The following is a 24,372-nucleotide window of genomic DNA, read 5'->3' on the forward strand; positions in this document are numbered from 1 at the left end:
TATGTAAGCGTCATTAATATTATAGATATAAATTCATAGAATTCCAAAGGAGTTGTTTATTATTCGTTACGGAACGTTGGCACACACTGCCGGCTGCCTGCCGCTTAAGGAATTGACCGCCGCTCTTCAGACCTACAATATTGACTTCGTACAGCTCGCCTTATCCAAAGCCGTACAGGACATTGACCTCTCCCCCGGCAAGCTTAGTCCTGGACTGGCCTCATACATCGGCGAGCAATTCGACAGGGCCGGTATCCGCATCGGTGTGCTTGGCTGCTACATTAATCCGATTCACCCCGATCCTGCGGTCCGCCGGTCGGAGATTGACCGCTTCAAGGAGCATCTGCGCTACGCCCGCCAGTTCGGCGCACCTATGGTCGCTACGGAGACGGGGGCATTTACGACCTTCCAGGAAATCGACCCTTACCGCTATGAGGAGATCGGCTGGGATGCCCTTAAGGTAACAATCGAGGAGCTGGCAGAGGAGGCGGAGAAATGGGGCGTATTCCTAGGTCTCGAGGGCGTAAGCACTCATACCCTGTCCTCTCCGGCCAAAATGCGGCGTATCCTCGACGAGGTGCCTTCAAGCTCCATCGGAGTCGTATTCGACCCATGCAACCTGATCGGTGAAGAGGTTCATCTCCAGGATGAGATCGTCGATCAATCCTTCAGCCTGTTCGGCGACCGGATCATCCTCGCCCATCTCAAAGGAATCTATGAGGACGGCGGACGCATTCGTCACGGCGCTCCCGGAGCCGGACTGTTCCACACCGCTGAGTTCCTGAACAAGCTTGAGGCGCATAAGCCGATGATCGATGTCTCGCTGGAGGATGTCACCAGCCTGGAGATCCGGGACACTGTGAATCTGCTGCGTAATCTGCGCAAATCGTTATAATCCGGCCATAACCCCATTTCCTCCAAAAGTACCGCTAAGCGGTACTTTTCGCTTTTCACTGAATAAAATAGTATACCTATCGCATTTTTGCAGGGCGATGGTGCAGAAAGGAAGGGATCACAGATGCGGTTCACTTTCCCCATTCTTACCTTAAGCCATGGCGGGGCACAACGCATGCTCGTGGAGCTTACGAACGGTCTTAGTGCCCGGGGCCACCAGGTTGTGATTGTCATGCCGCTGGGAGGGGATGTTTCCTATGACGTCCGTTCCACTCTGCTGATTACCGACTACCCGCTGCTTCGCGAATCCGATTTCCCCGTCAGTGATATCATCGTCTCCAACTTCTACACTACGGTTCCGGTCTCACAGGCAGCCAGCCTGAACGGCAAAGGTATGCATATCCGCCTCTCCTTGTGCTATGAACCTCTTTTTCTGCCGGAGAGCGAGATATCCTTCCCCTCCTATCATATTACTGATAAGCTGATCGTCCTCTCCAGATGGCAGCAGGAGTTGATTAGGCTGGGTCACGGAATCAGCGGAAGCATTGTACCGGTAGGGATCAGTGCTTCATTCCGAAACATGAACATCCGTAAGGAGCTTCAGGAACAGCTGAACATTACAGCGATCCTGCGCAAGGTGGAGCACGGCTTCTCCTGGCACCGCGAGCAGGATTACCTGGTGAATCAGCTGGATATCGTGAAGCAGAACTTCCCGTGGGTCAATATCAATTTCATCAGTCCGCCGGATGAATGCTTCACCTCCGATTCGCTAAAAAGGATGATGAACAGCGGCAAATACCGCTTCTTCACGCCGCTCAATGACGAGGAGCTATGCTATCACTATAACGGTGCTGATATTTTTGTCAGCTCCAGCATTTTTGACACCGGCTCGTTGCCCGGGCTGGAGGCGATGCGCTGCGGGGCGGCGTTGGTCTCCGTGTATTCGGGAGGAAATCTGGAATATGCCCGCCATGAGGAGAACTGCCTGTTGTCCTACCGGTATGAGAACCGGCTTGCCGCGGATGTGATCCGGCTCATTCAAGATCCTGTACTCCGGAACCGGATCGCCGAGCGCGGTGAGACCGATTCAAGATCATGGACCTGGGAGAACAGTGTCAAAATCATGGAACGGAAGATAACCGCCTTTTTAAAGGAGAGCGCCGTGGTCAATACGCGCTTCGATCTCCCTTTTGCAGAGAACGGGTAGGCAGCTCCGAAGAACAAAAATGATAGACGCGTAGAATAGTAAGTCAAAACAGGCCCGGCTTGGAGAAACCAGCTGGACCTGTTTTTATAAGAATAACCCATTCCCTGCTCTCTCAATTGCCGAAAATAACATCCTGCTTGTTCAGCCGCGTATCATTCCATACGGCAGCCAGCGTATCGGGGAAAATGGTAGCCGCAGTAATATAATCACCAATCAGCGCAGTAGGAATGGGAGAATTGCCGTTCGGGTTCGTGGATACATCCGACACCCTCCGGTTGGCAAAGGACAAGCCGCTGTTAATGGACTCTGCTACAAATACATCCAGCAGGAAGCCGTCGAGCCTGTTCGTATAATAGATTACACGCACCGTCCCTGTTGTAGGCGACACTGTGATCGAGGGCGAGAAATTCTGTGATCCGGGCGGAGCCCCTGTAATGCTCACCGGCTGGGACCACAGCAAGCCGTCCGGGGAACGCGAGAAGAAGATATCGGCATAACCCAGCCGGAAATCATTCCACACCGCATAGACAAAACCCGCAAAGGGCCCATCCGAGATGTCTGCTCCAAGTGCTAGATTCGTCTGTACACGGAAGTTATAATTCGGAACAGGCAGCGGGCTGGGCACGGGAACAGTACTCGCCAAAAAGGTCGCTCCCCGGGTGACCGGAGGATTGAAGCTGACTCCCCCGTCCTGGGAGACACGGATATAGGCATACTTAGGGCCAGAGCCAAGCTGGATATATCCCACATAGACCTCACCCGCCAGTCCGACAATAAGTGCAGCCCGTTCCAGATCCCCCCGGGGATCAGAAATACGCTGCGCCGGCTCCCAGCTAAGTCCCTGATCCACGGAACGCTGGAAAAAGATTGCCGCATTCGTTCCCGAATAGAACAGCGGGGTATAGCCTACGTATGCATTGCCCCGGTAAGGGCTGGACGGTGAACGGTCTACAGCAAGAAAGGGTTCGTCATTATGGACGTACAGACCGTAGCCCCGCTGAACGATAACAGGGGGATTGAACGTCAGTCCGTTGTCAAAGGTAGTGTACGTTGCAATCGTCCCGTCTTCAAATTCGTTAAAAAAATGGACGGCGATGATAAAGGTATCGGGAAAGGTGTAATCAATGGTCGGCGCTTCCGCGCTCATGAAGCCCGGCGCCTGCGGCAAAATTGTGGATGACCACGTGGCCCCGCCGTCCACGGACCGGTAGAATCCGGTCAGAGCTGTTCCGGTACTGGAATCCACCGCTACCGCACACAGAATGTTAGGGTCCAGCTCATTTACGGCAACCGACGGCTCAAAATGGTTTCCTGGCAGTCCCGCTGTAACGTTGACGTTCGCCAACAGACATCACCCCGTTTCAAGTATTAATGATAGTCAACCGGTCAATGTATGTAAGTTCTGGTTGAAGAATTTGCCCGATACTGTTGCCTGCAGCATCTAGTGCAAACACATTTACAATGGTGTTCACCGCGCTGTAAAAGTTAATTTGGGCTTCGTAGTAGTTCGCAGCATTTACCGAATACGTCTGCACCACCAGCTGCTGGGGATTCACTTGAAATAAAGCTTCGCCTACGGGGACCCGCGTAAAATTGTTACCTAGGAAATGAAAGATCTGCAAGTTGATATTAATCGCTACGATAATAGAATCATTCAGGCAGGAAATTTGAATCCGGTCGATATGTGACGTTCCGGCAGGCGGATTATAGACCGCTCCCGTTGTATAGGGCATAAATTCCGTGCTCCTTCCTTCTTCCTACTTAATCGGTGTCTTCTCCCCCTTCCCTGCTGCTGACGCCTCCAATTCCATGTATATGTATCTCTTTATTTGTCCAATGAGCGAATAATAATTCTATCGGTGTGCAGAAAAAAACCGGAGAGTGTCGCTCCCCGGCGTCAGGTTAAGAGACGGACAAGCCCGAGAATACCAACGGGCCGATGATCACCGGCGGGCTCCCCGTTCCAGTGGCGGACACAACAAGAGCATAGCCGTAATAACCTGACGGAATACCGCTGTCTGTAAAGGATAGACGAATGGCTTCATAGCTATTGCCGCTCCTTGGGCTGGATCTTGCCGTGAAGATCTGCACCGCATTCCGTACGATGGTAAAAATCAGATCCGAAGCATTGGGTGTATTGTTGTACAGGCCAACCGTCGCATCAAGCAAGACCAGTCCGTTCGTCCCGACGGATACTCCGAACTGTCCCAGAATCGTACTGTTAGGCAGCCTCCTTACGGGGAATGAAGCGGATTGACTGAAGCTGGACGGGACACTTTTACCAAAATCAACGATAGCTGCCATAGCTTACACCAGAGAGAGTCCCGAGAAATCTACGGGACCAGTCAGATTGGCAGAGTTCAGTGTAGAGGAGTTCACTTGTGAAATCGTCAAGGTATAAGCGAAATATCCTGACGGAAAGTTAAGATCCACATAAGAGAGACTTAGCGGAGTATACTGGCTCTCGCCGGGTGCCGTTGCGAGCAGGGTAAACACGGGTGTTCCCGAACGCAGGATGGTGAGCAGCAGATTGGGATTGCCCAGTGTAGTCTGAACACCAATCGTGGCATTGAGCAGGACACTCCCGCCCTGTACTGTGGCAAGCCCGAATTCGGTCAGCGTATAGCTGGAGGGAGACAGGGGAACAGGTATAGTGATCGATTGACTGAAGCTGGTGATTGCACTTCTGCTGAAATCAATAATTTGCGTCATTAACTTGGCCTCCTGGTAACAAATTCACTCTCCATTATTCTATGGGGAATTCAGTCTGCTGACTGGACTAACAACAGGAGATTACATCCCTCTAAGAACCCATGACATCTATACATAGGCACGGCTGCACGTATGGTTTACACTGATTGTATATATACTAGGGTTATCGGAGGCGGGAGCATGAACAGGAATGAGGAGCAGCAAGAGTCCATGGGAGCTCAGTTCAAATATATGGTCAGCGGGGATTCTATCTCCAAGGGCGTTGTGTATGACGAGACCCGAAGCAAATATGTCATTCTGGAGGATAATTATGTATCCATGCTTCAGGGCAAGCTCAAGGGAGCTATGCGTAATACTGCCAGATTCGGCAATACGCTGATGAAGGGCTTCGGTAATCTGAAGCGGGATGTCCTGAAGGAGAAGCCGGATGTGGTGCTGATTGAATACGGCGGCAATGATTGTGACTACCACTGGAGTGAGATTGCGAGCAATCCCGAGGCAGAGCATAGTCCTAAGACGGATTTTCCGGCCTTCGAGCGGATGCTGGCTGATATGATTCATTTCCTGAAGAACCAGGGGATCACGCCAATCCTGATGAGTCTGCCTCCGCTGAATGCGGACAACTACTTCAAGTGGGTCAGCGGCAACAATCCCGATTCCGAAGTGAACATTATGAAGTTCCTCGGCAGCGTCACCAAAATCTACTGGTGGCAGGAGCGTTATAACTCCGCTATCCTCAAGGTCGCCGAGAGCACCAGGACCAAGATTATCGATGTCCGGGGCGCCTTCCTGCAGCAGCCGGATTACACCAAGTTCATCTGCCGGGACGGCATCCACCCCAACCGGGAGGGCCACCGGATTATCTACGACAAGGTGCTGGAATTCATCCGCATGAGTGAGCCCCAGCTGCTGCTGGAGCCTGCGGCAATGCCTGGACATCCGTAGACAATAACAAGCGCTCCCCAGCCTCGGCAGGGGAGCGCTTGTTATGTGTTCAAGGCTGCTGCAAGGAGACATACTTGTCGCCCAGTAGCTTCTGGAAGTAATTCCGGTTATACAGCATGCTGGGATGGCTGGGGGAATGAAGCAACGCAGTCTCATTATAGCGGTTGGCCCGCTCATGCTGGCCCAGCCGGTCATAGCATAGCGCAAGCTGCAGATTCGGAATCCAGGTGGCGAAGGCCTCATTCTTCATCCCCATGGACTCCGCCTGTCCGGGCAGCTGAATAGCAAGCTCAAACCAGTAGATGGCCGGATGAAGCTGGCCCTTCTCCAGATGCCAGGCCCCCAGCCGGCAGCAGCCTTCGGCACGCGGGGCATCATATTGCAGCGTGCGGGTGACCGCAGTGAAGGCCGCTTCCTTGTCCCCCAGCGCTTCCAGGCATTCGGCCAGCCGCAGGCAGGCCTGAATATTATCTTCAATCCAGCCCTGCCCGCCGCTGAGGAACAGCTCGTAATACCGGCAGGCCTCCCGGTGAATTCCGTGGTCGCGCAGCTCATTGGCGTAATAATATTGATCGCGCGCAGAGAAGCTCTCGCCTTCAGCTTCCCGTCTGCGGTAGATCCGCAGATTACGGTCCGTGTACGCCTTATCCTTCTCATGGGTAACACAGACGGTACTTGCCAGCGATGGGCCGTACACCTCCAGATATTCATGCACCGGACCGATCCACTTGAACCCGCAAGCCCGGCGGACCAGCCGGTTGCGCCGCAAGGAGGCCGTCACTCTCCCTTCCCCGTCAAAAGCGAGATTATACTGCATATTCACACTGTCCACCTGTCCCGGCAGCGAAGACTTCAGCTCCTTGAACAGCACCTGATCCTCTTCTTTCAGATAGTCGTCCGCATCCAGCCAGAAGATATAGTTCCGGGTCGCCTTGCTGAAGGCGAAATTACGGGCAGCAGAGAAATCGTCAATCCAGGTAAAATCATAAATTACGGCTCCAAAGGCAGCGGCAATGTCCTTGGTGCGGTCTGCCGATCCCGTATCCACAATAATGATCTCATCGACCAGCCCTTTCACAGAAGCCAGGCAGCGGGACAGGCTCTTCTCCTCATTGCGGACAATCATACATAAACTGATCTCAATCATGGCAGCCTCCTGAATACAAAATCCACTAGACTATCATGATATGCAGTACAGCAGAGCGGGAACCCTTGCTCTCACCCAAGGGCTGCGGGGCGTTTTTGGAGCTTATACTTTTTTTGCGGACTAAGCCGATGATTTTTGTTATAATAAGCAGCATACTATTCATATACAAGAAGGGGACGTTACCTTTGTCAAAAATCATTAAGACATTAACCATTGCCGGCAGTGACTCCAGCGGAGGCGCAGGCATTCAGGCAGACCTCAAAACCTTTGAGGAATACGGTACTTACGGCCTTAGTGCCCTGACTACCATTGTAACGATGGACCCTGACCGGGGCTGGCATCATAATGTATACCCTGTCGATGCTGCCATCGTTGCCGAACAGCTTAAGACGATCTTCGCCGGCGGTCCTGTGGATGCCATGAAGACCGGTATGCTCGGTAGTGTGGACATTGTTAAGGTTACTGAACAGGCCCTGAAGAGCAACAAGCAGACCAATGTCGTGATCGATCCGGTTATGGTATGCAAAGGCGAGGATGAAGTACTGAACCCGGAGAGTGCAGATGCCATCCGCGATCTGCTGCTGCCGCTGGCTACGGTGGCTACTCCGAATCTGTTCGAAGCCGGAGTGCTCTCGGGTCTCGGCAAGCTGACTACGCTTGATCAGATGAAGGAAGCTGCCCGCCTGATCCATCAGCTCGGCACCCAGAATGTTGTCGTCAAGGGCGGCAAGGCGCTGGGCGGCGACAAGGCGATTGATATCTTCTTCGACGGCAGCGAATACCTCGTCCTGGAGACTGCGAAGATCGAGCCTGCCCACAACCATGGAGCGGGATGCACCTTCGCCGCAGCGATTACCGGCGGACTGGCTAACGGCTTGTCGGTGAAGGATGCTGTGGTGAAGGCGAAGGATTTCGTATCCGCCGCCATCCGCAATGGCTATGCGTTCAATGAGTATGTCGGTCCTGTATTCCATGGGGGCTACCGTCTGGAGCAGTAAGGCTGAACGGGTAATCAAGCAAGCTAACAACCAGCAGACAAAAACCTCTCTTCATGATGGCGGTGTAACCAGCCATAGAAGAGAGGTTTTTGTTGTTTTTTCAAAAGGAATTTAGATCCAATTCCTGCTTACTTAACGGGCGGCTCCTCCGCAATATGCTTCACGAACGCCAGCATCTTATCCTTGTCCTTGTCATTCAGGACACCGATAATGATGGATTTCGCATTATAATTGATAGGCAGCTCTGAGATGAACGGAGATTTCAGAATATCTACACCATACAGCTCATTCTTGCCCGTGTCCTCGTTGACTCCCCACTGCATGCGGGTATCGTCAGCGGCAAGCTTCCCGTCCGCTGTGATCGGCTCCAGATTCTGGAATCCGGTCTGTCCGCCGATCCACTTGACGGTGGCCTCATCCAGAATGAGGATATCCGGCCGGTTCGCCGCCAGCTCCACAACAGCCTTTTGCATATAATTCATATCCAGTGAGTCAGAGCCTTCGCCCGTTCTGGGCAGATAAGTCATCACCGTCTCCACCCGTTTCCATTCCGGATAAGCCGCGATGATCGCCTTCTCCAGCTCCTCGGTCTTGCCGCTGGTATCCGTGACTCCGAAGCTGCCGATGAACATAATCTTAGCATCTACTGGCGGTAGAGAAGCTAGATATTGTCTATGCTGATAATTGTCATAGAGCGCCTTCCCGCCAAAAATCACTACCAGCAGCCCGATAATGCCGAGGATCACATGTGTCCGGTATAGCCGCATGAAGGTCTCCCACTTGCTTGCCGTACCGGAGAAGCGTCCATACTTGGCAAGCCGCTCATCTTCAGCCTTCTGGATCTCCTGCTCATCCCAGGTATCAAGAATCAGCTTGTACGCCCGGAAATCCGCTTCGTAGGCTGCTATCTCCTCCTCTGTGGTCAGGGCGCGTCTTCGCTTCAGGAGCAGATCGAACCGCTTGTTCAGTTCCTCTCTGGTTACGGTTTCAGGTAATCCTAACTGTACATACGCTTGCTTCAGGTTCTCGTTCACATTGAATTCTCCTTTGATATGGATGATGCCGTAGTTCTATATTAACAGACTTCACCCTGAATTCTCCACTCGCGCTATAGGCGGGCAGCAATGTCCCGGGTCTCCATCAGCAGGAACTCCATTTCGCTGTCCCCGTGCTGGTGTACGAAGCTATGCAGGAGTACGAAGCCTGCCTTCTTATACACGCTAACTGCCCTCAGGTTGAAGGCAGCCACCGACAATCTGAATCTCTTCGCGTCATACGTCTGCTCTGCAAACTTCATCCCCGCTTGCAGGAAGGCCAGTCCACGGCCCTGCCCGGTCAGATCCGGTCTTAGCCCCAAGCCGATATCGAGGGAAGTTCCCTCCAGGTAGAGTCCGCTCTCTATCCCTTCCCCCACCTGCGCGTTCTGTCCGTAACAGAAGAACCCGATCAACGCTCCGTCCGCCGCAGCTACACTGAAATAAGAGCCGTCCAGCAGCTCCTCGATATCCTCTGCGTCATCAGCCGCATCCAGCATATTGTACAGGGCATATGGCGTCTCGTATCTCCAATTAACAATCTCCCTGGCCGCCTGCTCATCCATTAACCGGATCTGATAACCTCTGCTCTGTTCCAGAATCACTATATCATCCCTCCGCTCTTGTGTTTCCTGAATTCGGTGGGCGTAAGCCCGGCATGCTTCTTGAACTGCTTGGAGAAATAGAACAGATCGCCGAAGCCGAGCTGGTCGGCAATCGCACTGACCGAACCGGAGGTGGTGGTCAGCAGCTCTTTGGCCTTTTCAATCTTTTGCCGGGTAATGTACTGGATGGGGGGCACGCCGATCTGCTGCTTGAACAGGCGCATGAAGTAGTTCGGGTGCATGTATGCAATCTCGGCAAGATCATGAATGGTCATATTCTGCTCGATATTCTCCGCGATATAATCCAGGACAGCCGTCAGCTTCCGGGCCGCCCCGAGATTCTTATAAGACAGCTCATCCAGCTTGAGATTCATCATGTAATAAGACATCAGCTCAAGCAGCTTGCTTCTCGCCAGCAGCGGGGCGTAGACCGCATCAGATCTGGCACTATCGGTGATCCCCTTGAACGCCGCCTCAACCGCAGCGGGATTCTCAGGAATACAGACATGACTCAGCTCAAGCACACGGAACAGGTTCATCTCCCCGACCTTGGCACTGAAATGACACCAGTATTTGAGAAAGGGACGTTCGCTGATGCAGGCATAGGATTGCTTCACACCCTCCGGCATTAGAATCAGCTCACCCGGCTTCGGATAATACTCCTTATCCCCGATCTTCAGCCAGCCTTCTCCCCCGATTATGAAATAAAACTTGCTGTAATCCGGAGTATAGTCCAGATCCCTCCAGTCCGTAGAGCATTCGTTATAGTCTGCTACGATCAGGTCAACCTTGAGATTGGCCAGGTAGCTGGTAAGCAGAGTATGGGAGTCCATGGGACAGACCGCCTTAAAGGTTATTTTTGTACATCAAAAAGTTAGTGCCGTACATTCTTACCTGTCCTGCCGCCCGGTACAATGAAGGTATTACCTCATACAAAGGGAGATGACTGGCGCATGATGAACACAACTGATTATCTGCAGGTTATTGACGAGACGATTAAGAACGGCCCTTACAAGGCGAATTGGGAGTCGCTAAGCGCTTATGAGGTGCCGCAGTGGTACCGCCAGGCCAAATTCGGGATCTTCATTCACTGGGGGCTGTATTCGGTTCCGGCCTTCAGCAATGAATGGTATTCACGCAATATGTACATTCAGGGCACGAAAGAATATGAGCATCATCTGGCAGTCTACGGGAACCACAAGGAGTTCGGGTACAAGGACTTCATTCCCCTGTTCACTGCGAAGCAATTCGATCCGGGCGGGTGGGCTGCACTATTCAAGGCCTCCGGCGCCAGATATGTCATTCCCGTGGCGGAACACCATGACGGCTTCCAGATGTATAAAAGCGCTGTCTCTCATTATAACACTTATGACATGGGTCCCGGGCGGGATATTCTCGGCGAGCTGAAGGCGGCCTTCGAAGAGCAGGGGCTGGAGCTGGGCGTCTCCTCCCACCGTGCGGAGCACTGGTTCTTCATGTCCCACGGCAAGGCGTTCGACTCCGATATCCGCGAGCCGCTTGTCCGCGGCGACTTCTACTGGCCGGCTATGCCGGAACCGGATCATCATGATCCCTATGGTTCTCCCCCGTCCGGGGAGTATCTGGAGGACTGGCTGATCCGCTGCTGCGAGCTGGTCGATCAGTACCAGCCCAAGATTTTTTACTTCGACTGGTGGATTGAGAATGCGGCCTTCCGGCCCTATCTGCAAAAGTTCGCGGCCTACTACTACAATCGCGCGGCAGAGCGCGGAATGCCGGCAGCTATTAATTATAAGCATGATGCCTTCATGTTCGGCAGTGCGGTCCCCGATGTCGAGCGCGGGCAATTCGCCGAGCTGAAGCCCTTCTTCTGGCAGACAGATACGGCGGCAGCACGTAATTCCTGGTGTTATACGGAGAATAACGATTACAAATCCGCCGCAGAAATCATCCGCGACCTGGTCGATATCGTCAGCAAGAACGGCAATCTGCTCCTGAACGTGGGGCCCAAGGCCGATGGCAGCTTCGCAGAGGAGGATCAGGCAATTCTGACGGCCATCGGCAGCTGGCTGGGAACAAACGGAGAAGCGATCTATGATACCTCCTTCTGGCGCATATTTGGTGAAGGGCCTACACGTATTGAAGAAGGACAATTCACTGATGGCCAGGCCAAAACGTTCACACCGGAAGACATCCGCTTCACCGTGAAGGGTAGCTGCCTGTATGCAACCGTCCTGGTGTACCCGGAAGATGGTATCGTGCGCATCCAGTCGCTCCGGGAGAAATCCCCCTGCTTCGAGGGAATCCTGAGGGACGTTACAGTCCTCGGATTCAGCGAGCAGCCGGCCTGGGAACGGGATACTGAGGCCTTAACGATCCGTACCACTGCGGTCACAAGCGCCTTGCCGGTTGTGTTCAAGCTGGAGCTGGCGTGAGCTATCTCTGAAGCCGCTCCTCTAGTCCAATCCGTGCAGTCCTCTCCACTCTTCCGGCTGCATGCCGGTAATCCGTTTGAAGACGGCGCAGAAATAGCTGACATTCTCGAAGCCTGCCCGCTGGGCGATTTCATAGATCCGCTGGCCCCGGCTGCTGAACATCAGCTGCTTGCTCCGGTTGATCCGCTGCTTGTTAATATAGGCCACCGGCCGTTCACGGACCGTCCGCTGGAACAGCCGGCACAGATACTGCGGCGAGACTGACGCCACTTCGGCCAGCTCCTTCAGCAGCAGCGGGCGGTGCAGGTGAAGCTCAATATATTGCAGGACCGGCTTCATCCGCGCAAGCTCATTGTCCTCATTCGAGTCCGGAAGCAGGCTGCGCTTCAGATCGAGCAGCAGCGCATACAGCAGCTTGGAACGCTCCATGTTGTCCTGAAGCTCATTGCCGCAGGAGAGCGTAAGCATCTCCTCAAGCGGAGCAAGGATGGATTCTGCTCTGAGACGTCCCACCCCGGACTCCCGTATTCCGGCGTAGAGCAGCATCTGGGCTGCTTCTCTTCCGTTGAAGGAGATCCAGGCCAGCTCCCATTCACGGGTAAGCGGCGTATAAGAGTGGGGCACATCCGGGTAGAGACAGAAGATATCGCCCGCCTCGGCAATATAGGATTTCCCCTTGATATTCACTTCACCCTTGCCGCCGAGGACCTGGTGCAGCTGATAATCCGGGAAGCCCGCAGGCCGGGACATCTCCCCCTGATGCTCCCAATACCCGATGGTCATGGGATACAGGGGCAGCAGAAGCATATCTTCCATTTCGCAAAAGATCATCGTACTGTCCATAGCAGCCTCCCTCCAGATGCAATCTGACATCACTTAGTTTCATATTCTATTATATCTAAACAAAATCATTATATATACCCAGAACATTTCCCATTCTATAATATGAATATAACAATATAAGGAGATGTTAACTTGCGCAACAAACTCTCATATCAGCAGCCTGCCAACGGATATCCCGAATGGAACAATAATCCTGAGATTTTTCAACTGAACCGTATAGATGCCCACGCCTCCATGATGTCCTTCCCGGCAGCAGCCGACGCTCTGCAAGGGGATAAAGCGTCCTCATCCCGTTACCAGACGCTGAACGGAACATGGAAATTCGCGTTTGCCGAGACACCGGATGCACGGATCAAGGACTTCTATAAGGCCGGATACGACGCTGCCGGCTGGGCAGATATCGCCGTCCCTTCCCACTGGCAGTTCCAGGGATATGATTATCCCCAATACACCAATGTACGCTATCCTTGGGAAGTATCCGAGCCGGATCTGAAGCCTCCCTTCGCTCCGACGGTATACAATCCGGTAGGCTCCTATATCCGTTCTTTCAGCGTTCCGCAGGATTGGGACGGACAGCCGGTATTCCTCAGCTTCCAGGGTGTGGAATCCGCCTTCTATGTATGGGTGAACGGCGAACTTGCCGGATACTCTGAGGATACCTTCACACCGTCAGAATTCGATATCACCGCCTACCTGCTTCCCGGCGAGAACAAGCTGGCCGTTGAAGTCTACCGCTGGTGTGATGCAAGCTGGCTGGAAGATCAGGACTTCTGGCGTCTGAGCGGAATTTTCCGCGATGTCTATCTCTACACTGCGCCTCCAGTACGGGTAGCCGACTTCTTCGTCCGCACCGAGCTGGACAAGAGCTTCACCGATGCGGAGCTGCAGGTCGACCTGACTTTGGAGAACTATTATAACCGGGTCATCGGGGCACACACCGTTGAAGTACAGCTCTACGACAGCAAGCAGCAGCCGGTATGGGCAGCGCCGGTGTCATCCGGATTTGCTTTTGAACAAGAAGGAACTCAGCTGCTTAAGCTGTCCGCAGCCGTAAAGAACCCGCTGAAATGGAGCGCGGAGAAGCCTAACCTCTACACCCTGCTGATTTCGGTGAAGGACGATCAGGGACAGCTGCTGGAAGCGCTCAGCTGCAAGACAGGCTTCCGGACCTTCGAGATCCGGGACGGCCTGATGAAGATTAACGGCAAACGGATTGTATTCAAGGGAACGAACCGCCATGAATTCTCCTGCGATACCGGCCGTGCGCTCTCCAAGGAAGATATGATCACCGACATTAAGCTGATGAAGCTGCACAATATCAATGCCGTGCGGACCTCCCACTATCCGAATCAACCGGTATGGTACGAGCTGTGCGACGAATATGGTCTCTATGTGATTGACGAGACGAACCTGGAGACACATGGCTCCTGGCAATACGGGCAGAAGGAGCTGCATGAGGGGAACGTTCCCGGCAGCCGCCCGGAATGGCGCGCGAACGTCATTGACCGCTGTAACTCCATGATGCAGCGCGACAAGAACCACACGTCCGTCATTATCTGGTCGCTTGGCAACGAATCCTTCGGCGGCGATAACTTCCTGGCCATGTATGACCACTTGAAGCAAGCTGACCCGACCCGTCCGGTGCATTATGAAGGCACTTATCATTACAGACCTTCGGACGCGGCCAGCGATATTGAATCGACGATGTACATCAAGCCGGATGAAGTCGTGGAGTACGCTCTCAGCAATCCGAAGAAGCCGTACATTCTATGTGAATACAGCCATGCCATGGGCAACTCCTGCGGCGGCCTGCATCTGTACACGGAGCTGTTCGACAAATATGACAGCATTCAGGGCGGATTCATCTGGGACTGGGTGGATCAGGCGATCCGTACAACCACTCCTGAAGGCGTGTCTTATCTGGCTTACGGCGGGGATTTCGGAGAGAAGCCGCATGACGGCAACTTCAGCGGCAACGGGCTGCTGTTCGCGGACCGCAGCGTGACGCCTAAGCTCTACGAGGTGAAGAAATGCTATCAGAATATCACCATCACCGCACTGGATCTGAAGAGCGGGAGCTTCGAGGCCCGCAACAACTTCCTGTTCACGGATCTGGCAGACTATCAGCTGAGATGGACGCTGGCGCTGAACGGCGTAGCGGCCCAGGAAGGACAATTGCCGCTCTCCGCAGCGCCTGGTGAAGCGGTCAGCTTCACGGTTCCGCTGGATTCAGCGCTGCTGGAATCTGACAAGGAAGCTGTACTTACGGTGTCGTTCGTTCAAGAGGACGCAACCGCCTGGTCTGAGGCCACGCATGAAGTTGCCTGGGAACAGTTCGTGTTAACCCCGTATATTCCGTCCCGTAACCCGGAACTTTCGGGCGGCACCCTGCAAGTGAAGGAACAGGATGGCTTCGTGAACTTCGAGGGCAACGGATTCGCGCTTGCCTTCGAGACAGCAACCGGCGCGCTTGTCTCGCTGAAGTCCTCCGGGAAGGAAGTTCTGCACGCACCGGTCAGACCTAACTTCTGGAGAGCTGTAACCGACAATGATCTGGGCAACAAGCATCCTGAGCGCTGTGCGATCTGGAAGGAAGCGTCCTACGAGCGTCAGCTGGCCCGTTTCAGCTGTCGTGTGGAAGGGGGCCTCGGCTTCGTGACCGCTGACTATCTGCTGGGTACGCAGCCGCAGTCCACCCTGCGTGTTCATTACGAGATTCGTACGGATGGTTCGGTCGAGATTGTACAGGAGCTTAACCCGGGCAGCAGCACCCTGCCGGAGATCCCGGAATTCGGGATGGTCTTCGAGCTGGACAGCAGCCTGGACACGATTCTCTGGTATGGCCGCGGGCCGCATGAGAACTATTGGGACCGTAAGGCCGGAGCTCCGCTGGGACTCTACACAGGCAAGGTCAGTGAGCAGTTCACGAATTATCTCCGCCCTCAGGAGTGCGGCAACAAGACCGATGTCCGGTATGCTTCCGTCACCGCAGGAAGCGAAGGACACGGATTATCCGTGGAAGGGGCCGTACCGCTTGAAGTCAATGCGCTGCCTTGGTCTCCGGCAGAGCTTGAAGCCAGCGACCACGGCTACAAGCTGCCAGCTTCTGACAAGACCGTGCTGCGTGTCAATTACAAGCAAATGGGCGTGGGCGGCGATGACAGCTGGGGTGCGCCAACCCATGAACAGTTCACTTTACCTGCCAACCGTCCGTATACCTTCAAGTTCAAGCTCTCCCTGCTATAAACCGCCTTCTCCCTTAAGACAGCTCAGCACAATGTCTGTAACGATCTGAAGATAGCTTTTCATAATTACCCGGAAGGGGTTATGGAAAGCTTTTTCTTTTTTATAGATTCTACCTCCGTAATGTAAGTATTGCACTGCTCTCTAGAGAGCAAGAATAGTCGTAATACCACTTTGCTTGGCGAATCAGCACTTCCTTTGTCACCTGTGCAGGGAGCCGCCGAAGAATAACGAATTACTCATAGAAGACTACTACACTGGAGGGATTGAAATGGAAATTCTGAAAACTAAGGAAGCTGCGGAGCTGCTGTCCGTTAGCCAGACTACGATCAAACGCTGGGCGGCCATGTTCCCCGATTTCTTTCCAAAGGACCGTCTTGGACATTATACCTTCTCGGAGCAGCAAATCAGCCAGCTCAATCATATTAAAGACCGTATTAATCAGGGGGAAGCACTGGAAGGCATAGATCCGGATCTTACGAACGACAAGCTGCCAAGGGGCCCGCTGCATGAGAATCCAAGCCTATATACAGACGGTGATCCTATGAATAAAATATGGTCCCGGATCGAGTATATTGAACATGCACTAGATCAAAAAGCGAGCGAGATCGTTTCGGTACAGCTGCTCCAGCAGCGTGCAGAGCTTGAGGATATGCGAGTAATGATTAAGGAATTATCCGCATCGCTGGAAACGATGCAGAAGCCCGGCAGTCCATCCCTCTCCCCGCGTGAAGAGCTTTATCCGGTTGCCGCTGGCAGGCTGACGTCTCCACCAAGGAAGCGAGGTCTATTGCGCTCTTTTTTTCCATTCCTGTAACCCTATCTCTTTCAGCCTTACAGAGATTACACTAGTGTGAACACTTCGCTAACCCAGCCCCTATATTACCCCGGTGAGGAGATATTGTATGTCAGACACCGCCGCAAGAATCCGGGATGAGATCCTTGACTCCATGACACAAAGATTCGGGTTGCATGTCACTGAAGCGGTCCAGATCGATCAGGGCTTCCTGAATCTGAAGTGGAGGCTGGACAGTGATCAAGGCCGTCTGTTTGTGAAACAGTACAGCAAGGTCCGTTACCCTGAAGCCCTCACCCTCGGACTGGAGGTCTCCTTAAGCCATCAGGATCATCTGTACCTGGAAGGCCTTCCTGTTCCGAAGCTATTTTCGCATGAGGGAAATTATGTATTGAGAACGCCTTCACAGGAACGTTATGTCCTGATGACCCTGTGTGACGGGCACAGTATTGCCCCCGGATCGGCCACGGAGCAGCAGATGTATTCGTTGGGCAGGGTGGTCGGCCGGATGCACAAGTTACTTAACGCTCAGCCTGCTTCGTTGCCGCTGTACTGGGAGGTCCGCAGTAAGGCGTCAATGGTGAGAAACTGGGAGGCACGCTATCATCAGGCCGCCGCCCGGCAGAGCGAGGATACTCTATCGGCGCTTGAGCTTCAGCGGAGGATCATCGACCGGATGGACACTGGCATCTTCGCGGACTGCGAACGGGGCTGGGGGCACCGGGACCTGTTCGTGGATAATATGCTGTTCAGCGCAGATCAGGTGGCGGCGATCCTTGACTTCGACCGGCTGCATTTTGTCTACCCGGAGTTCGATATAGCCCGGCCGATCCTCTCCTGCGCGTTATCTGAGGACGGAATCGGGCAGGACCGGGTACGGGCCTTCGTGACGGGCTACCGTGAATATACCCCCTTGCCCGCAAGTACACTCATCCGGTCGCTTAAATTAACCTGGTGGAAGGAAGCCGAATGGATCGCTGTGCCTCAGCAGGATGAATTCCCTCCGCTCGTCCGCTTCCGTCAGGAGAATCATTGGATCGCGGCCAACTGGGACCGCTTGAATGATATTTTTACCGGGATCTGAGAGATAGTCCTTAGCTCTGATACAGCCGGATGCCCGACACCGTCATTACCGCAGGCAGCGCAGCTTCATCTACCGCGACAGGGTCATACCATCCGCCAACGGCAAGATTAAGCAGCAGATAAAAGGGCTGGTCGAACGGCATCCCCGGCTCAAGCCGCCGCTCGGCGAAGCAGTGCCCGTCCACCAGCCATCTCATGGAACCTTCCTGCCATTCCAGCGTGTAATCCCGGAATTCTTCAATCGTTCCGCGCTCTAATTCGTAAGTGAACTCTTCAACAATCTTCCGCTCGATGTCTGCACCGTAATGCAGAGTTCCGGCTATCTTCCGGGGCAGACGCCCCTTCGCCTCCAGGATATCGATCTCGCCGGAAGCCGGCCAGGGTCCATACGCCTGATCCTGCGGAAGCAGCCAGATCGCAGGCCAGATTCCCTGCCCGGCCGGCAGCTTGGCGCGCACGGTCAGCCTGCCGTAGCAGAACGCGAAGTGATCTCTTGTATCGATCCGGGCCGAGGTATAAGCGAAGCTCCGCCCCTCCTGCTCTGTGACCTCACGGCGCGCACACAGCCGCAGTCCCTCCTCGCCAACCGACAGATTCCCCGGCCGCCCCGTATAGAATTGCTGCTCTCCATTCCCCCAACCCGGGAAGATCGCTTTCCCGTCATTGTCCAGCAGATCATTGCCAAGGCGGATGTTCCATAGCTTCAAATCAGCAGTCCCCCCTTGGAAATCCTGCTCCCATACCAGTCTGTTCATCGTTTGGCCCACTCCCTTCATGTAATCACAGCATACTGAATTTCCGCCCCCAGCGGGAGGAATCCAAAAAATTGGGATAGGGCCAATAATCATGGCCTTTTTTTCCGCCAGCCTTTTTCATACGATGAAGAAGGAAGGGGGTACAGTACATGTTCCACACCCGAACGGGACAAATGAAAGCGCTTCTTAGGCAGTGGCAGCTGCAAAGCATGGTAATCCCGGGCATTCTCTGGATGTTTATCTTTTGTTACATCCCCATGCTCTGGCTGATCATAGCCTTTATGGATTTCAGTATCGCGAAACCAATGCTGGAATCTCCGTTTGTCGGGCTGAAGCATTTCCGCGATTTCCTGACAGATGACCGGTTCTGGCGCTCGATCCGCAACACCCTCGGGATGAGCAGCATCAAGCTCGTTCTCGGTTTTCCCATCCCTATTCTATTCGCCCTGCTGCTGAATGAAATCCGCAGCCTGCGGTTCAAGCGCACGGTGCAGACGATCTCCTACCTGCCGCATTTCATCGCTTGGACGATCTTCGGCGGCATCGCCCTCAACTGGCTGGGCGAAGGCGGTGTCATTAACCAGCTGATGATGGCGCTGGGGCTTCAGGACCGGGATATCCTGTTTAACAGTGAGCCGCAGTACTTCTGGTGGATCACCTTCTTCACCGATACGCTGAAGGAGACCGGGTGGAGCGCGATCATCTACATAGCCGCCATTGCCGGCATTGATCCCGGGCTGTATGAAGCTGCGGAGCTGGACGGTGCGAACCGCTGGCAGCGGATGTGGCATATCACGGTACAGAGCATCCGCCCGACCATTGCCATCCTCTTCATCCTCGCCGTCAGCGGCATTCTCGGCAGCAACTTTGAGCAGATCTTCATGCTGAAGAACAATATGAACATGAAGATGGCGGAGAGCCTGGACCTCTACATCTATAACATGGGGCTGGTCTCCGGGCGCCATTCCTTCTCCACCGCCGTCCTGTTCGCCCGCTCCATTGTAGCGCTGGGACTGCTGCTGTTAGCCAATCAGAGCTCCAAGAAGCTTACGGGGGACAGTATTTTTTGAACACAAGAATTCACCTGGAAAGGAGACCAACGATTCATGGCAAGACATGGAGGATTGCGGAGGATCGGCTTGTTTGAGATCTTCAATACACTCTTGATGCTGGCCGTCTGCTTCCTGACGCTGTACCCGATGTGGTTCGTGCTCGTCAATTCGCTGAATTCGCCGGAGCAGGCTTCACTCGGTACCGTCAACTGGTTCCCCTCAGAGCTGTCGCTGGCCAGCTACAGTGTGGCTTTTAACGATAAGACCTTGATGAACGGGTTCTACATCACTACAATGCGGACCGTTATCGGAACGGTGGTGCATGTGCTCTTCACCGCAATCATCGCTTACGGAATCAGCAAGACGAATCTGATCGGCCGCAAGCTCTATCTCAAAATCTCTCTGATCACCATGCTCTTCTCAGGCGGGCTCATCCCCTCCTTCATTCTCATGACGAAGCTCGGCCTGTATGATAGCTTCTGGGTGTTCATCATCCCGTCCATGTATACTTTCTTTAATATGGTCATCTTCATGAGCTTCTTCCGTACCATTCCTGACAGCCTGGAGGAGTCGGCCAAGGTAGACGGCGCTTCGGATTACGGCGTGCTGTTCCGGATTGTACTGCCTAACAGCATGGCGGTCATTGCGACCATCGCCCTGTTCTCCGCCGTCTATCACTGGAATGATTATTATCAGGGTGTTATCTACATCCATTCCCAGGAGCTGCTGCCATTGCAGACCATGCTGTACAAAATCATCGCCGAGAACTCCATGTCCTTCATGCAGCAGCAGGCTATGGCCCAATTCGGTGCCCGGCTGCCCGGCAACTCGATCAAATTCGCGTCCATGATGGTGGCTACGCTGCCGATCCTGATCTTCTACCCCTTCATTCAGCGTTATCTGGTCAAGGGTGTGATGATCGGCGCGATTAAGGGATAACCGTAGGAAGTCTAACCACACCTAACCCGAAAGGATGATTATGCTGTGAAAAGCAAACCTGTACGCCCCATCCTGGCCGCAATGATGACCGTAACCTTGGCCTTAAGCATAGCCGCCTGCAGCAGCAATTCCGCCACTAAGGAGAATATGCCGACGGCTGCGCCTCAGGCCGAAGCGTCACCGGAACCGCAGACCGAGACCAAGCTGAATGCGGAGGAGCCCGCCTGGAAGCTCGATACCAGTCCGGTGGATCTCACCTGGTTCGTCGGCGCGAACTGGTATGCCCACACCTGGGGTGAGAGCCTAGCCTCCAAGTATGTCACCGAGAAGACGGGCGTGAACGTCAAGCTGGAGGTTCCCTCAGGGGAAGCGAATGAGCAGGTTACGCTGATGATGACCTCCGGCAAGCTTCCGGACCTGATCAGCATGGGCTCCTGGGAGACTGCGGTCAAAAAGCTGTGGGAAGGCGATCATGTCTATGCGCTCAATGAACTGGCCGACAAGTATGATCCCTACTTCTTCAAGGTCGCCGGTGACGGCACGCTGAAGTGGTACCGGCAGGAGAACGGCAACACCTACGGGGTGCCGAATGACTCCTACAGCCCCAACCTGATGCACGAGACCGGCATGACGGCGGCCAACCAGACCTTCCTGGTCCGCAAGGATCTGTATGAGGAGATGGGCAAGCCGGACCTCAGTACTCCAGAGGGCTTCCTGGGTGCGCTGCAACTGCTGAAGGATAAGTACCCCGAGTATAAGGGCCAGCCGATCAGCCCCTTTTTCGCCCAGGGCAATGTGCCTTACGGGATGACGGAATACCTCCAGAATCTGCTGGCGGTTCCGCATGAGAAGGATGGCAAAGTATATGACCGTATTACCGATCCTGATTACATCGCCTGGCTCAAAACCTTCCGCACAGCGTACGAGCGCGGACTGATTAACGTCGATTTCCTGGTGGATTCAGATACCCAGGTAGAGGAGAAAACGAACAACGCCCGCTACTTCATGATGATCCGCGAATGGACCGGCATGTCAGCGGTCAACCCCATGCTTGCTGCCGGAGCTAACCCGGACTCTTATTACATCGCGGTTGACGGGCCGCAGAACAGCAAAGGCGAGAGCGCCAAGCTGTTCCCCGGCAATATGGACGGCTGGATGGTGACCATGATCAGCAAATCCACGAAGAACCCGGAGCGGGCGATCCGCTTCCTGACCTACCTCGCCAGCGAGGAGGGCCAGCGTGACCTGTTCCTCGGCAAGGAAGGCGAGACCTGGGATTCGGCGGGCGGCAAGCCGCAGCTCAAGGCCGAATTCGCCGAGATGCTGGGCAGCAATATCGAGAAGCTGGAGAAGGAATACGGGATTATGGACACCTACTGGATGATGCGCAATCCGGTCATCGTCAACCAGTGGAGACCGGAGAAGGCTCCGGTCATCAAGCAGATGGAGGACTTCGCGAATGCGCAGGCCGATATTGACAGCGGCATCTACAAAGGGCTGGATCCGCTCGGCGATTCCGATGTGGCGGTAGCCTGGTCGCGGATCTCCCAGAACTGGGAAGAGGTGCTGCCGGAGCTGATTACAGCTAAGGATGAGGCGGCTTTTGACAAAGTGTTCGAGGGCTTCCGCTCCCGCCGCGATAGCTACGGGTTCGCTCAGGTGATGGAATACCGCCAGACCGAGCTGGATGCGCGCAAGGCCAAGATGGCGGAATAACCCGCCAAAGTAATGGAGCTGTACCGGCGGCCGTGAGGGCGGCCGGTATTTCCTGCATCGGGGAGATTCTGCTTAGGGCTGCATTGCCTTATTCCCTACCAGCCTATTTGTAATCTATACTATATTACAGGGACGGGAGGGGTTACCGATGAAGAGACTGCTGATCACAATACGAAGACTATACCGCAATGCCCCGATCTCGCAGAAGCTGTTCCTGGCCTTCAGCCTGATGATCGCCGGTCCCTCCATTGTGGTCTCCTTCCTGTTCATCCGCAATCAGGAGAGCCAGCTCTTCAAGCAGGCCATGGCCGAAGGCAGCAATCATGTGGCCCGGCTGAACGAACGGCTGCGCAGCCGGCTTGAACTTCTTGAGAACGCTTCCGCGACCGCCCTGACCCAGAAAGGATTCGTGGATTTCATCCACTCCAATATGCGCGCAGACGGCCTTAGGCTTGTGAAGTTCAAGCAGAACCAGTACGAACAGATGCATAACATCATTCAGAGTCATGAGATGATCAGCAGTCTGAGCTTCTATGTCGATAACCCTGAGGTCTATGAGATCTGGCCGGAAATCTATCATTACTCCAAGTTCTGGCCGCAGGACTACTGGATGACGCTGCGGGATGAGGGCGGCGCGGCGTTCCGGCTGTCTGCCTTCAAGGATGGCGCGGATACGCTGTCTTATTACAGGCTGGTGCGGCTTCAGGGCCAGCAGCAGAAGCTGCCCACCATTATGGAGGTCCGTGCGAAGCACAACGTGCTGTTCAATGACCTGCTGGAAGACAGCGGGCGCGACTTCTTCACGGTAATCATGGACGGCGCGGATGCTTCCCGCAATGTGTATCTTTCGGGGCATGAGCTGCCGCAGAAAGCCGGAGCGAAGCTGGACGATATCCTTAGCCGGGTTCATGCACAATTGGACGTACTGGAGCAGAAGAGTCCCGTTACCGTCCAGTCCGGGGATCAGTCCTACTATGCGCTGTACCGTTACATCGCTCCCCTCAACGCCTATGTGGTAGACATCGCTTCCCGCCATGAGCTGACAAAAGGTCCGCGCGACGGATACCTGCTGGTCATCGCGATCACCTCCTCCGTCCTGCTGCTGATGCTGCTGCTGGTATCGAGGATGACCCGGCGCATCTTCCGCCGGCTGGAGAAGGTGCTGGGCTCGATGCGCAAGGTGCGCAGGGGCCAGCTGGATGCCAAGATTGATACCGGCCTTGGCGCGAACGAAACCGGTGACGAAATTGACTATGTCGCCGTCAGCTACAACAGTATGCTGGACGAAATCCAGCAGCTGATGACACAGGTAGTAGATAAGCAGCTTATTGCCAAGAACGCGCAGCTCCACTCTCTCCATTCGCAGATCAACTCCCACTTTCTGTACAATGCGCTGGAATCTATCAGAATGCGCGCAGAGGTGGAACGGCAGCCTGCCATTGCAGGCGCACTGGTCTCGCTGGGCTCCCTGCTGCGGTACAGTATGCAGTGGCGCAGCGATACGGTCGCGCTCAGCGAGGAGCTGGCCAACATCCGCAGCTATATCCGGTTCATCAACTTCATGGAAGGCGGGAGCATTGAGCTCGCGGCAGATCTTCCGCCGGAGGTGCAGCGCTACCGCATCCCCAAGATGTGCATGCAGCCCATTGTCGAGAACGCCGTACACCATGCGGCCCCTTCCGGCGGCAGTATTCAGATCACCATTTCGGTACGGGTAGAGAATGACAGCCTGCTGCTGATCGAGATCCGCGATGACGGTGCCGGGGTAGCGCCCCGGATGCTGGACAGCCTGCAGTCTGTGCTGCGGGGCGACTCTGATACCCCGATTATCAGCAGCAGCAGCGGGCTGGGGCTGGACAATGTACATAAGCGCCTGCAGCTCCATTACGGCACGGATTGCGGCCTGTGGATCAGCAGCGTCCAAGGGGAATATACCTGTGTAACCCTGAGGCTGCCCTGGGAAAATGAGAATCTTGGAGGTTGGTAGGC

Annotated in this window: 22 protein-coding genes; 12 read left to right on the top strand and 10 right to left on the bottom strand. The window is 54.4% G+C overall.

The features are described from left to right. The first annotated feature begins 76 nt into the window (after positions 1-76). Both J2Z70_RS18150 and J2Z70_RS18155 read left to right on the top strand, forming a co-directional pair. Complete coding sequence (locus J2Z70_RS18150; RefSeq protein ID WP_245368334.1) at positions 77-895, top strand: sugar phosphate isomerase/epimerase family protein; 819 nt, start codon at positions 77-79, stop codon at positions 893-895. A 123-nt stretch (positions 896-1,018) separates the two neighbouring features. Further along, positions 1,019-2,101, top strand: coding sequence for a glycosyltransferase family 4 protein (locus tag J2Z70_RS18155; protein WP_209875624.1), 1,083 nt, complete (start codon positions 1,019-1,021; stop codon positions 2,099-2,101). Positions 2,102-2,213: 112 nt separating this feature from the next. Here the strand turns inward: J2Z70_RS18155 and J2Z70_RS18160 are convergent, their stop codons facing one another. From J2Z70_RS18160 to J2Z70_RS18175, 4 genes are all read right to left on the bottom strand, one after another. Further along, positions 2,214-3,446: a beta propeller repeat protein gene (locus J2Z70_RS18160; RefSeq protein WP_209875627.1), complete on the bottom strand. Its 1,233-nt coding sequence runs from the start codon at positions 3,444-3,446 to the stop codon at positions 2,214-2,216. A 16-nt stretch (positions 3,447-3,462) separates the two neighbouring features. Beyond that, on the bottom strand, positions 3,463-3,834 hold the full coding sequence (locus J2Z70_RS18165; RefSeq protein WP_209875629.1) for a hypothetical protein: 372 nt from the start codon (positions 3,832-3,834) through the stop codon (positions 3,463-3,465). 169 nt (positions 3,835-4,003) lie between these two features. Then, positions 4,004-4,405: a hypothetical protein gene (locus J2Z70_RS18170; RefSeq protein ID WP_209875631.1), complete on the bottom strand. Its 402-nt coding sequence runs from the start codon at positions 4,403-4,405 to the stop codon at positions 4,004-4,006. A 3-nt stretch (positions 4,406-4,408) separates the two neighbouring features. Beyond that, entirely contained in the window at positions 4,409-4,813 is a 405-nt protein-coding gene (locus J2Z70_RS18175; protein ID WP_209875633.1) for a hypothetical protein, read from the bottom strand. Between the two features lie 180 nt (positions 4,814-4,993). Between J2Z70_RS18175 and J2Z70_RS18180 the strand changes: the two genes are divergently transcribed. After that, positions 4,994-5,758, top strand: coding sequence for an SGNH/GDSL hydrolase family protein (locus J2Z70_RS18180; protein WP_209875635.1), 765 nt, complete (start codon positions 4,994-4,996; stop codon positions 5,756-5,758). A gap of 49 nt (positions 5,759-5,807) precedes the next feature. Here J2Z70_RS18180 and J2Z70_RS18185 read toward each other — a convergent pair whose 3' ends face one another. Then, positions 5,808-6,905 carry a glycosyltransferase family 2 protein gene (locus tag J2Z70_RS18185; protein WP_209875637.1) on the bottom strand — a complete coding sequence of 366 codons (1,098 nt, stop codon included), beginning with the start codon at positions 6,903-6,905 and terminating at the stop codon, positions 5,808-5,810. Between the two features lie 185 nt (positions 6,906-7,090). Here J2Z70_RS18185 and thiD point away from each other — a divergent pair, with 185 nt between their 5' ends. Further along, on the top strand, positions 7,091-7,903 hold the full coding sequence (gene thiD / locus J2Z70_RS18190; protein WP_036729773.1) for a bifunctional hydroxymethylpyrimidine kinase/phosphomethylpyrimidine kinase: 813 nt from the start codon (positions 7,091-7,093) through the stop codon (positions 7,901-7,903). Positions 7,904-8,031: 128 nt separating this feature from the next. Here the strand turns inward: thiD and J2Z70_RS18195 are convergent, their stop codons facing one another. The 3 genes from J2Z70_RS18195 to J2Z70_RS18205 form a co-directional block, all read right to left on the bottom strand. Then, positions 8,032-8,937, bottom strand: a complete 906-nt coding sequence (locus J2Z70_RS18195; protein ID WP_209875639.1) for a hypothetical protein — start codon at positions 8,935-8,937, stop codon at positions 8,032-8,034. A gap of 74 nt (positions 8,938-9,011) precedes the next feature. Next, positions 9,012-9,542: a GNAT family N-acetyltransferase gene (locus J2Z70_RS18200; RefSeq protein WP_342549288.1), complete on the bottom strand. Its 531-nt coding sequence runs from the start codon at positions 9,540-9,542 to the stop codon at positions 9,012-9,014. Beyond that, the gene (locus tag J2Z70_RS18205) at positions 9,542-10,375 is read right to left on the bottom strand and encodes an AraC family transcriptional regulator (protein ID WP_209875641.1); all 834 of its coding nucleotides are present in this window, start codon (positions 10,373-10,375) and stop codon (positions 9,542-9,544) included. The genes J2Z70_RS18200 and J2Z70_RS18205 overlap by 1 nt, the downstream gene beginning before the upstream one ends. Positions 10,376-10,495: 120 nt before the next feature. On the opposite strand from J2Z70_RS18205, the gene J2Z70_RS18210 reads away from it, so the two are divergent. Next, the gene (locus tag J2Z70_RS18210; RefSeq protein WP_245368335.1) at positions 10,496-11,956 is read left to right on the top strand and encodes an alpha-L-fucosidase; all 1,461 of its coding nucleotides are present in this window, start codon (positions 10,496-10,498) and stop codon (positions 11,954-11,956) included. 21 nt (positions 11,957-11,977) lie between these two features. On the opposite strand, the gene J2Z70_RS18215 is transcribed toward J2Z70_RS18210, so the two are convergent. Next, entirely contained in the window at positions 11,978-12,799 is an 822-nt protein-coding gene (locus tag J2Z70_RS18215; protein WP_209875643.1) for an AraC family transcriptional regulator, read from the bottom strand. Positions 12,800-12,931: 132 nt separating this feature from the next. Between J2Z70_RS18215 and lacZ the strand changes: the two genes are divergently transcribed. The 3 genes from lacZ to J2Z70_RS18230 all read left to right on the top strand — a co-directional run bounded on the left by lacZ (position 12,932) and on the right by J2Z70_RS18230 (position 17,922). Continuing rightward, on the top strand, positions 12,932-16,045 hold the full coding sequence (gene lacZ, locus J2Z70_RS18220; RefSeq protein WP_209875645.1) for a beta-galactosidase, LacZ type: 3,114 nt from the start codon (positions 12,932-12,934) through the stop codon (positions 16,043-16,045). Positions 16,046-16,313: 268 nt separating this feature from the next. Beyond that, positions 16,314-16,859 carry a MerR family transcriptional regulator gene (locus J2Z70_RS18225; protein WP_036729788.1) on the top strand — a complete coding sequence of 182 codons (546 nt, stop codon included), beginning with the start codon at positions 16,314-16,316 and terminating at the stop codon, positions 16,857-16,859. An 88-nt stretch (positions 16,860-16,947) separates the two neighbouring features. Further along, positions 16,948-17,922, top strand: a complete 975-nt coding sequence (locus tag J2Z70_RS18230; protein WP_209875647.1) for a phosphotransferase — start codon at positions 16,948-16,950, stop codon at positions 17,920-17,922. Between the two features lie 10 nt (positions 17,923-17,932). On the opposite strand, the gene J2Z70_RS18235 is transcribed toward J2Z70_RS18230, so the two are convergent. After that, complete coding sequence (locus tag J2Z70_RS18235) at positions 17,933-18,676, bottom strand: glycoside hydrolase family 16 protein (RefSeq protein WP_209875649.1); 744 nt, start codon at positions 18,674-18,676, stop codon at positions 17,933-17,935. A 149-nt stretch (positions 18,677-18,825) separates the two neighbouring features. Here J2Z70_RS18235 and J2Z70_RS18240 point away from each other — a divergent pair, with 149 nt between their 5' ends. From J2Z70_RS18240 to J2Z70_RS18255, 4 genes are all read left to right on the top strand, one after another. Beyond that, positions 18,826-19,746: an ABC transporter permease gene (locus J2Z70_RS18240; RefSeq protein WP_036729794.1), complete on the top strand. Its 921-nt coding sequence runs from the start codon at positions 18,826-18,828 to the stop codon at positions 19,744-19,746. A gap of 36 nt (positions 19,747-19,782) precedes the next feature. Then, positions 19,783-20,667 (top strand): carbohydrate ABC transporter permease, encoded by an 885-nt coding sequence (locus J2Z70_RS18245; RefSeq protein ID WP_209875651.1) that lies wholly within the window; start codon positions 19,783-19,785, stop codon positions 20,665-20,667. 45 nt (positions 20,668-20,712) lie between these two features. Further along, a complete protein-coding gene (locus J2Z70_RS18250) occupies positions 20,713-22,383 on the top strand; it encodes an extracellular solute-binding protein (RefSeq protein WP_209875653.1) in 1,671 nt (556 codons plus the stop codon). A gap of 148 nt (positions 22,384-22,531) precedes the next feature. Further along, positions 22,532-24,370 (top strand): sensor histidine kinase, encoded by a 1,839-nt coding sequence (locus J2Z70_RS18255; protein WP_209875654.1) that lies wholly within the window; start codon positions 22,532-22,534, stop codon positions 24,368-24,370. The last annotated feature ends 2 nt before the right edge of the window (positions 24,371-24,372 follow it).

Source organism: Paenibacillus silagei (assembly GCF_017874735.1).
Lineage (GTDB): Bacteria > Bacillota > Bacilli > Paenibacillales > Paenibacillaceae > Paenibacillus_AQ > Paenibacillus_AQ silagei.

Excerpts from the sequence above, each read along its gene's own strand:
- J2Z70_RS18180 (WP_209875635.1), top strand. The coding sequence starts at position 4,994 with ATGAACAGGAATGAGGAGCAGCAAGAGTCCATGGGAGCTCAGTTCAAA.
- J2Z70_RS18155 (WP_209875624.1), top strand. The coding sequence starts at position 1,019 with ATGCGGTTCACTTTCCCCATTCTTACCTTAAGCCATGGCGGGGCACAA.
- J2Z70_RS18235 (WP_209875649.1), bottom strand. The coding sequence starts at position 18,676 with ATGAACAGACTGGTATGGGAGCAGGATTTCCAAGGGGGGACTGCTGAT.
- J2Z70_RS18170 (WP_209875631.1), bottom strand. The coding sequence starts at position 4,405 with ATGGCAGCTATCGTTGATTTTGGTAAAAGTGTCCCGTCCAGCTTCAGT.
- J2Z70_RS18215 (WP_209875643.1), bottom strand. The coding sequence starts at position 12,799 with ATGGACAGTACGATGATCTTTTGCGAAATGGAAGATATGCTTCTGCTG.
- J2Z70_RS18245 (WP_209875651.1), top strand. The coding sequence starts at position 19,783 with ATGGCAAGACATGGAGGATTGCGGAGGATCGGCTTGTTTGAGATCTTC.
- J2Z70_RS18210 (WP_245368335.1), top strand. The coding sequence starts at position 10,496 with ATGATGAACACAACTGATTATCTGCAGGTTATTGACGAGACGATTAAG.
- J2Z70_RS18175 (WP_209875633.1), bottom strand. The coding sequence starts at position 4,813 with ATGACGCAAATTATTGATTTCAGCAGAAGTGCAATCACCAGCTTCAGT.
- J2Z70_RS18205 (WP_209875641.1), bottom strand. The coding sequence starts at position 10,375 with ATGGACTCCCATACTCTGCTTACCAGCTACCTGGCCAATCTCAAGGTT.
- J2Z70_RS18240 (WP_036729794.1), top strand. The coding sequence starts at position 18,826 with ATGTTCCACACCCGAACGGGACAAATGAAAGCGCTTCTTAGGCAGTGG.
- J2Z70_RS18255 (WP_209875654.1), top strand. The coding sequence starts at position 22,532 with ATGAAGAGACTGCTGATCACAATACGAAGACTATACCGCAATGCCCCG.
- J2Z70_RS18225 (WP_036729788.1), top strand. The coding sequence starts at position 16,314 with ATGGAAATTCTGAAAACTAAGGAAGCTGCGGAGCTGCTGTCCGTTAGC.
- J2Z70_RS18165 (WP_209875629.1), bottom strand. The coding sequence starts at position 3,834 with ATGCCCTATACAACGGGAGCGGTCTATAATCCGCCTGCCGGAACGTCA.
- J2Z70_RS18185 (WP_209875637.1), bottom strand. The coding sequence starts at position 6,905 with ATGATTGAGATCAGTTTATGTATGATTGTCCGCAATGAGGAGAAGAGC.
- J2Z70_RS18230 (WP_209875647.1), top strand. The coding sequence starts at position 16,948 with ATGTCAGACACCGCCGCAAGAATCCGGGATGAGATCCTTGACTCCATG.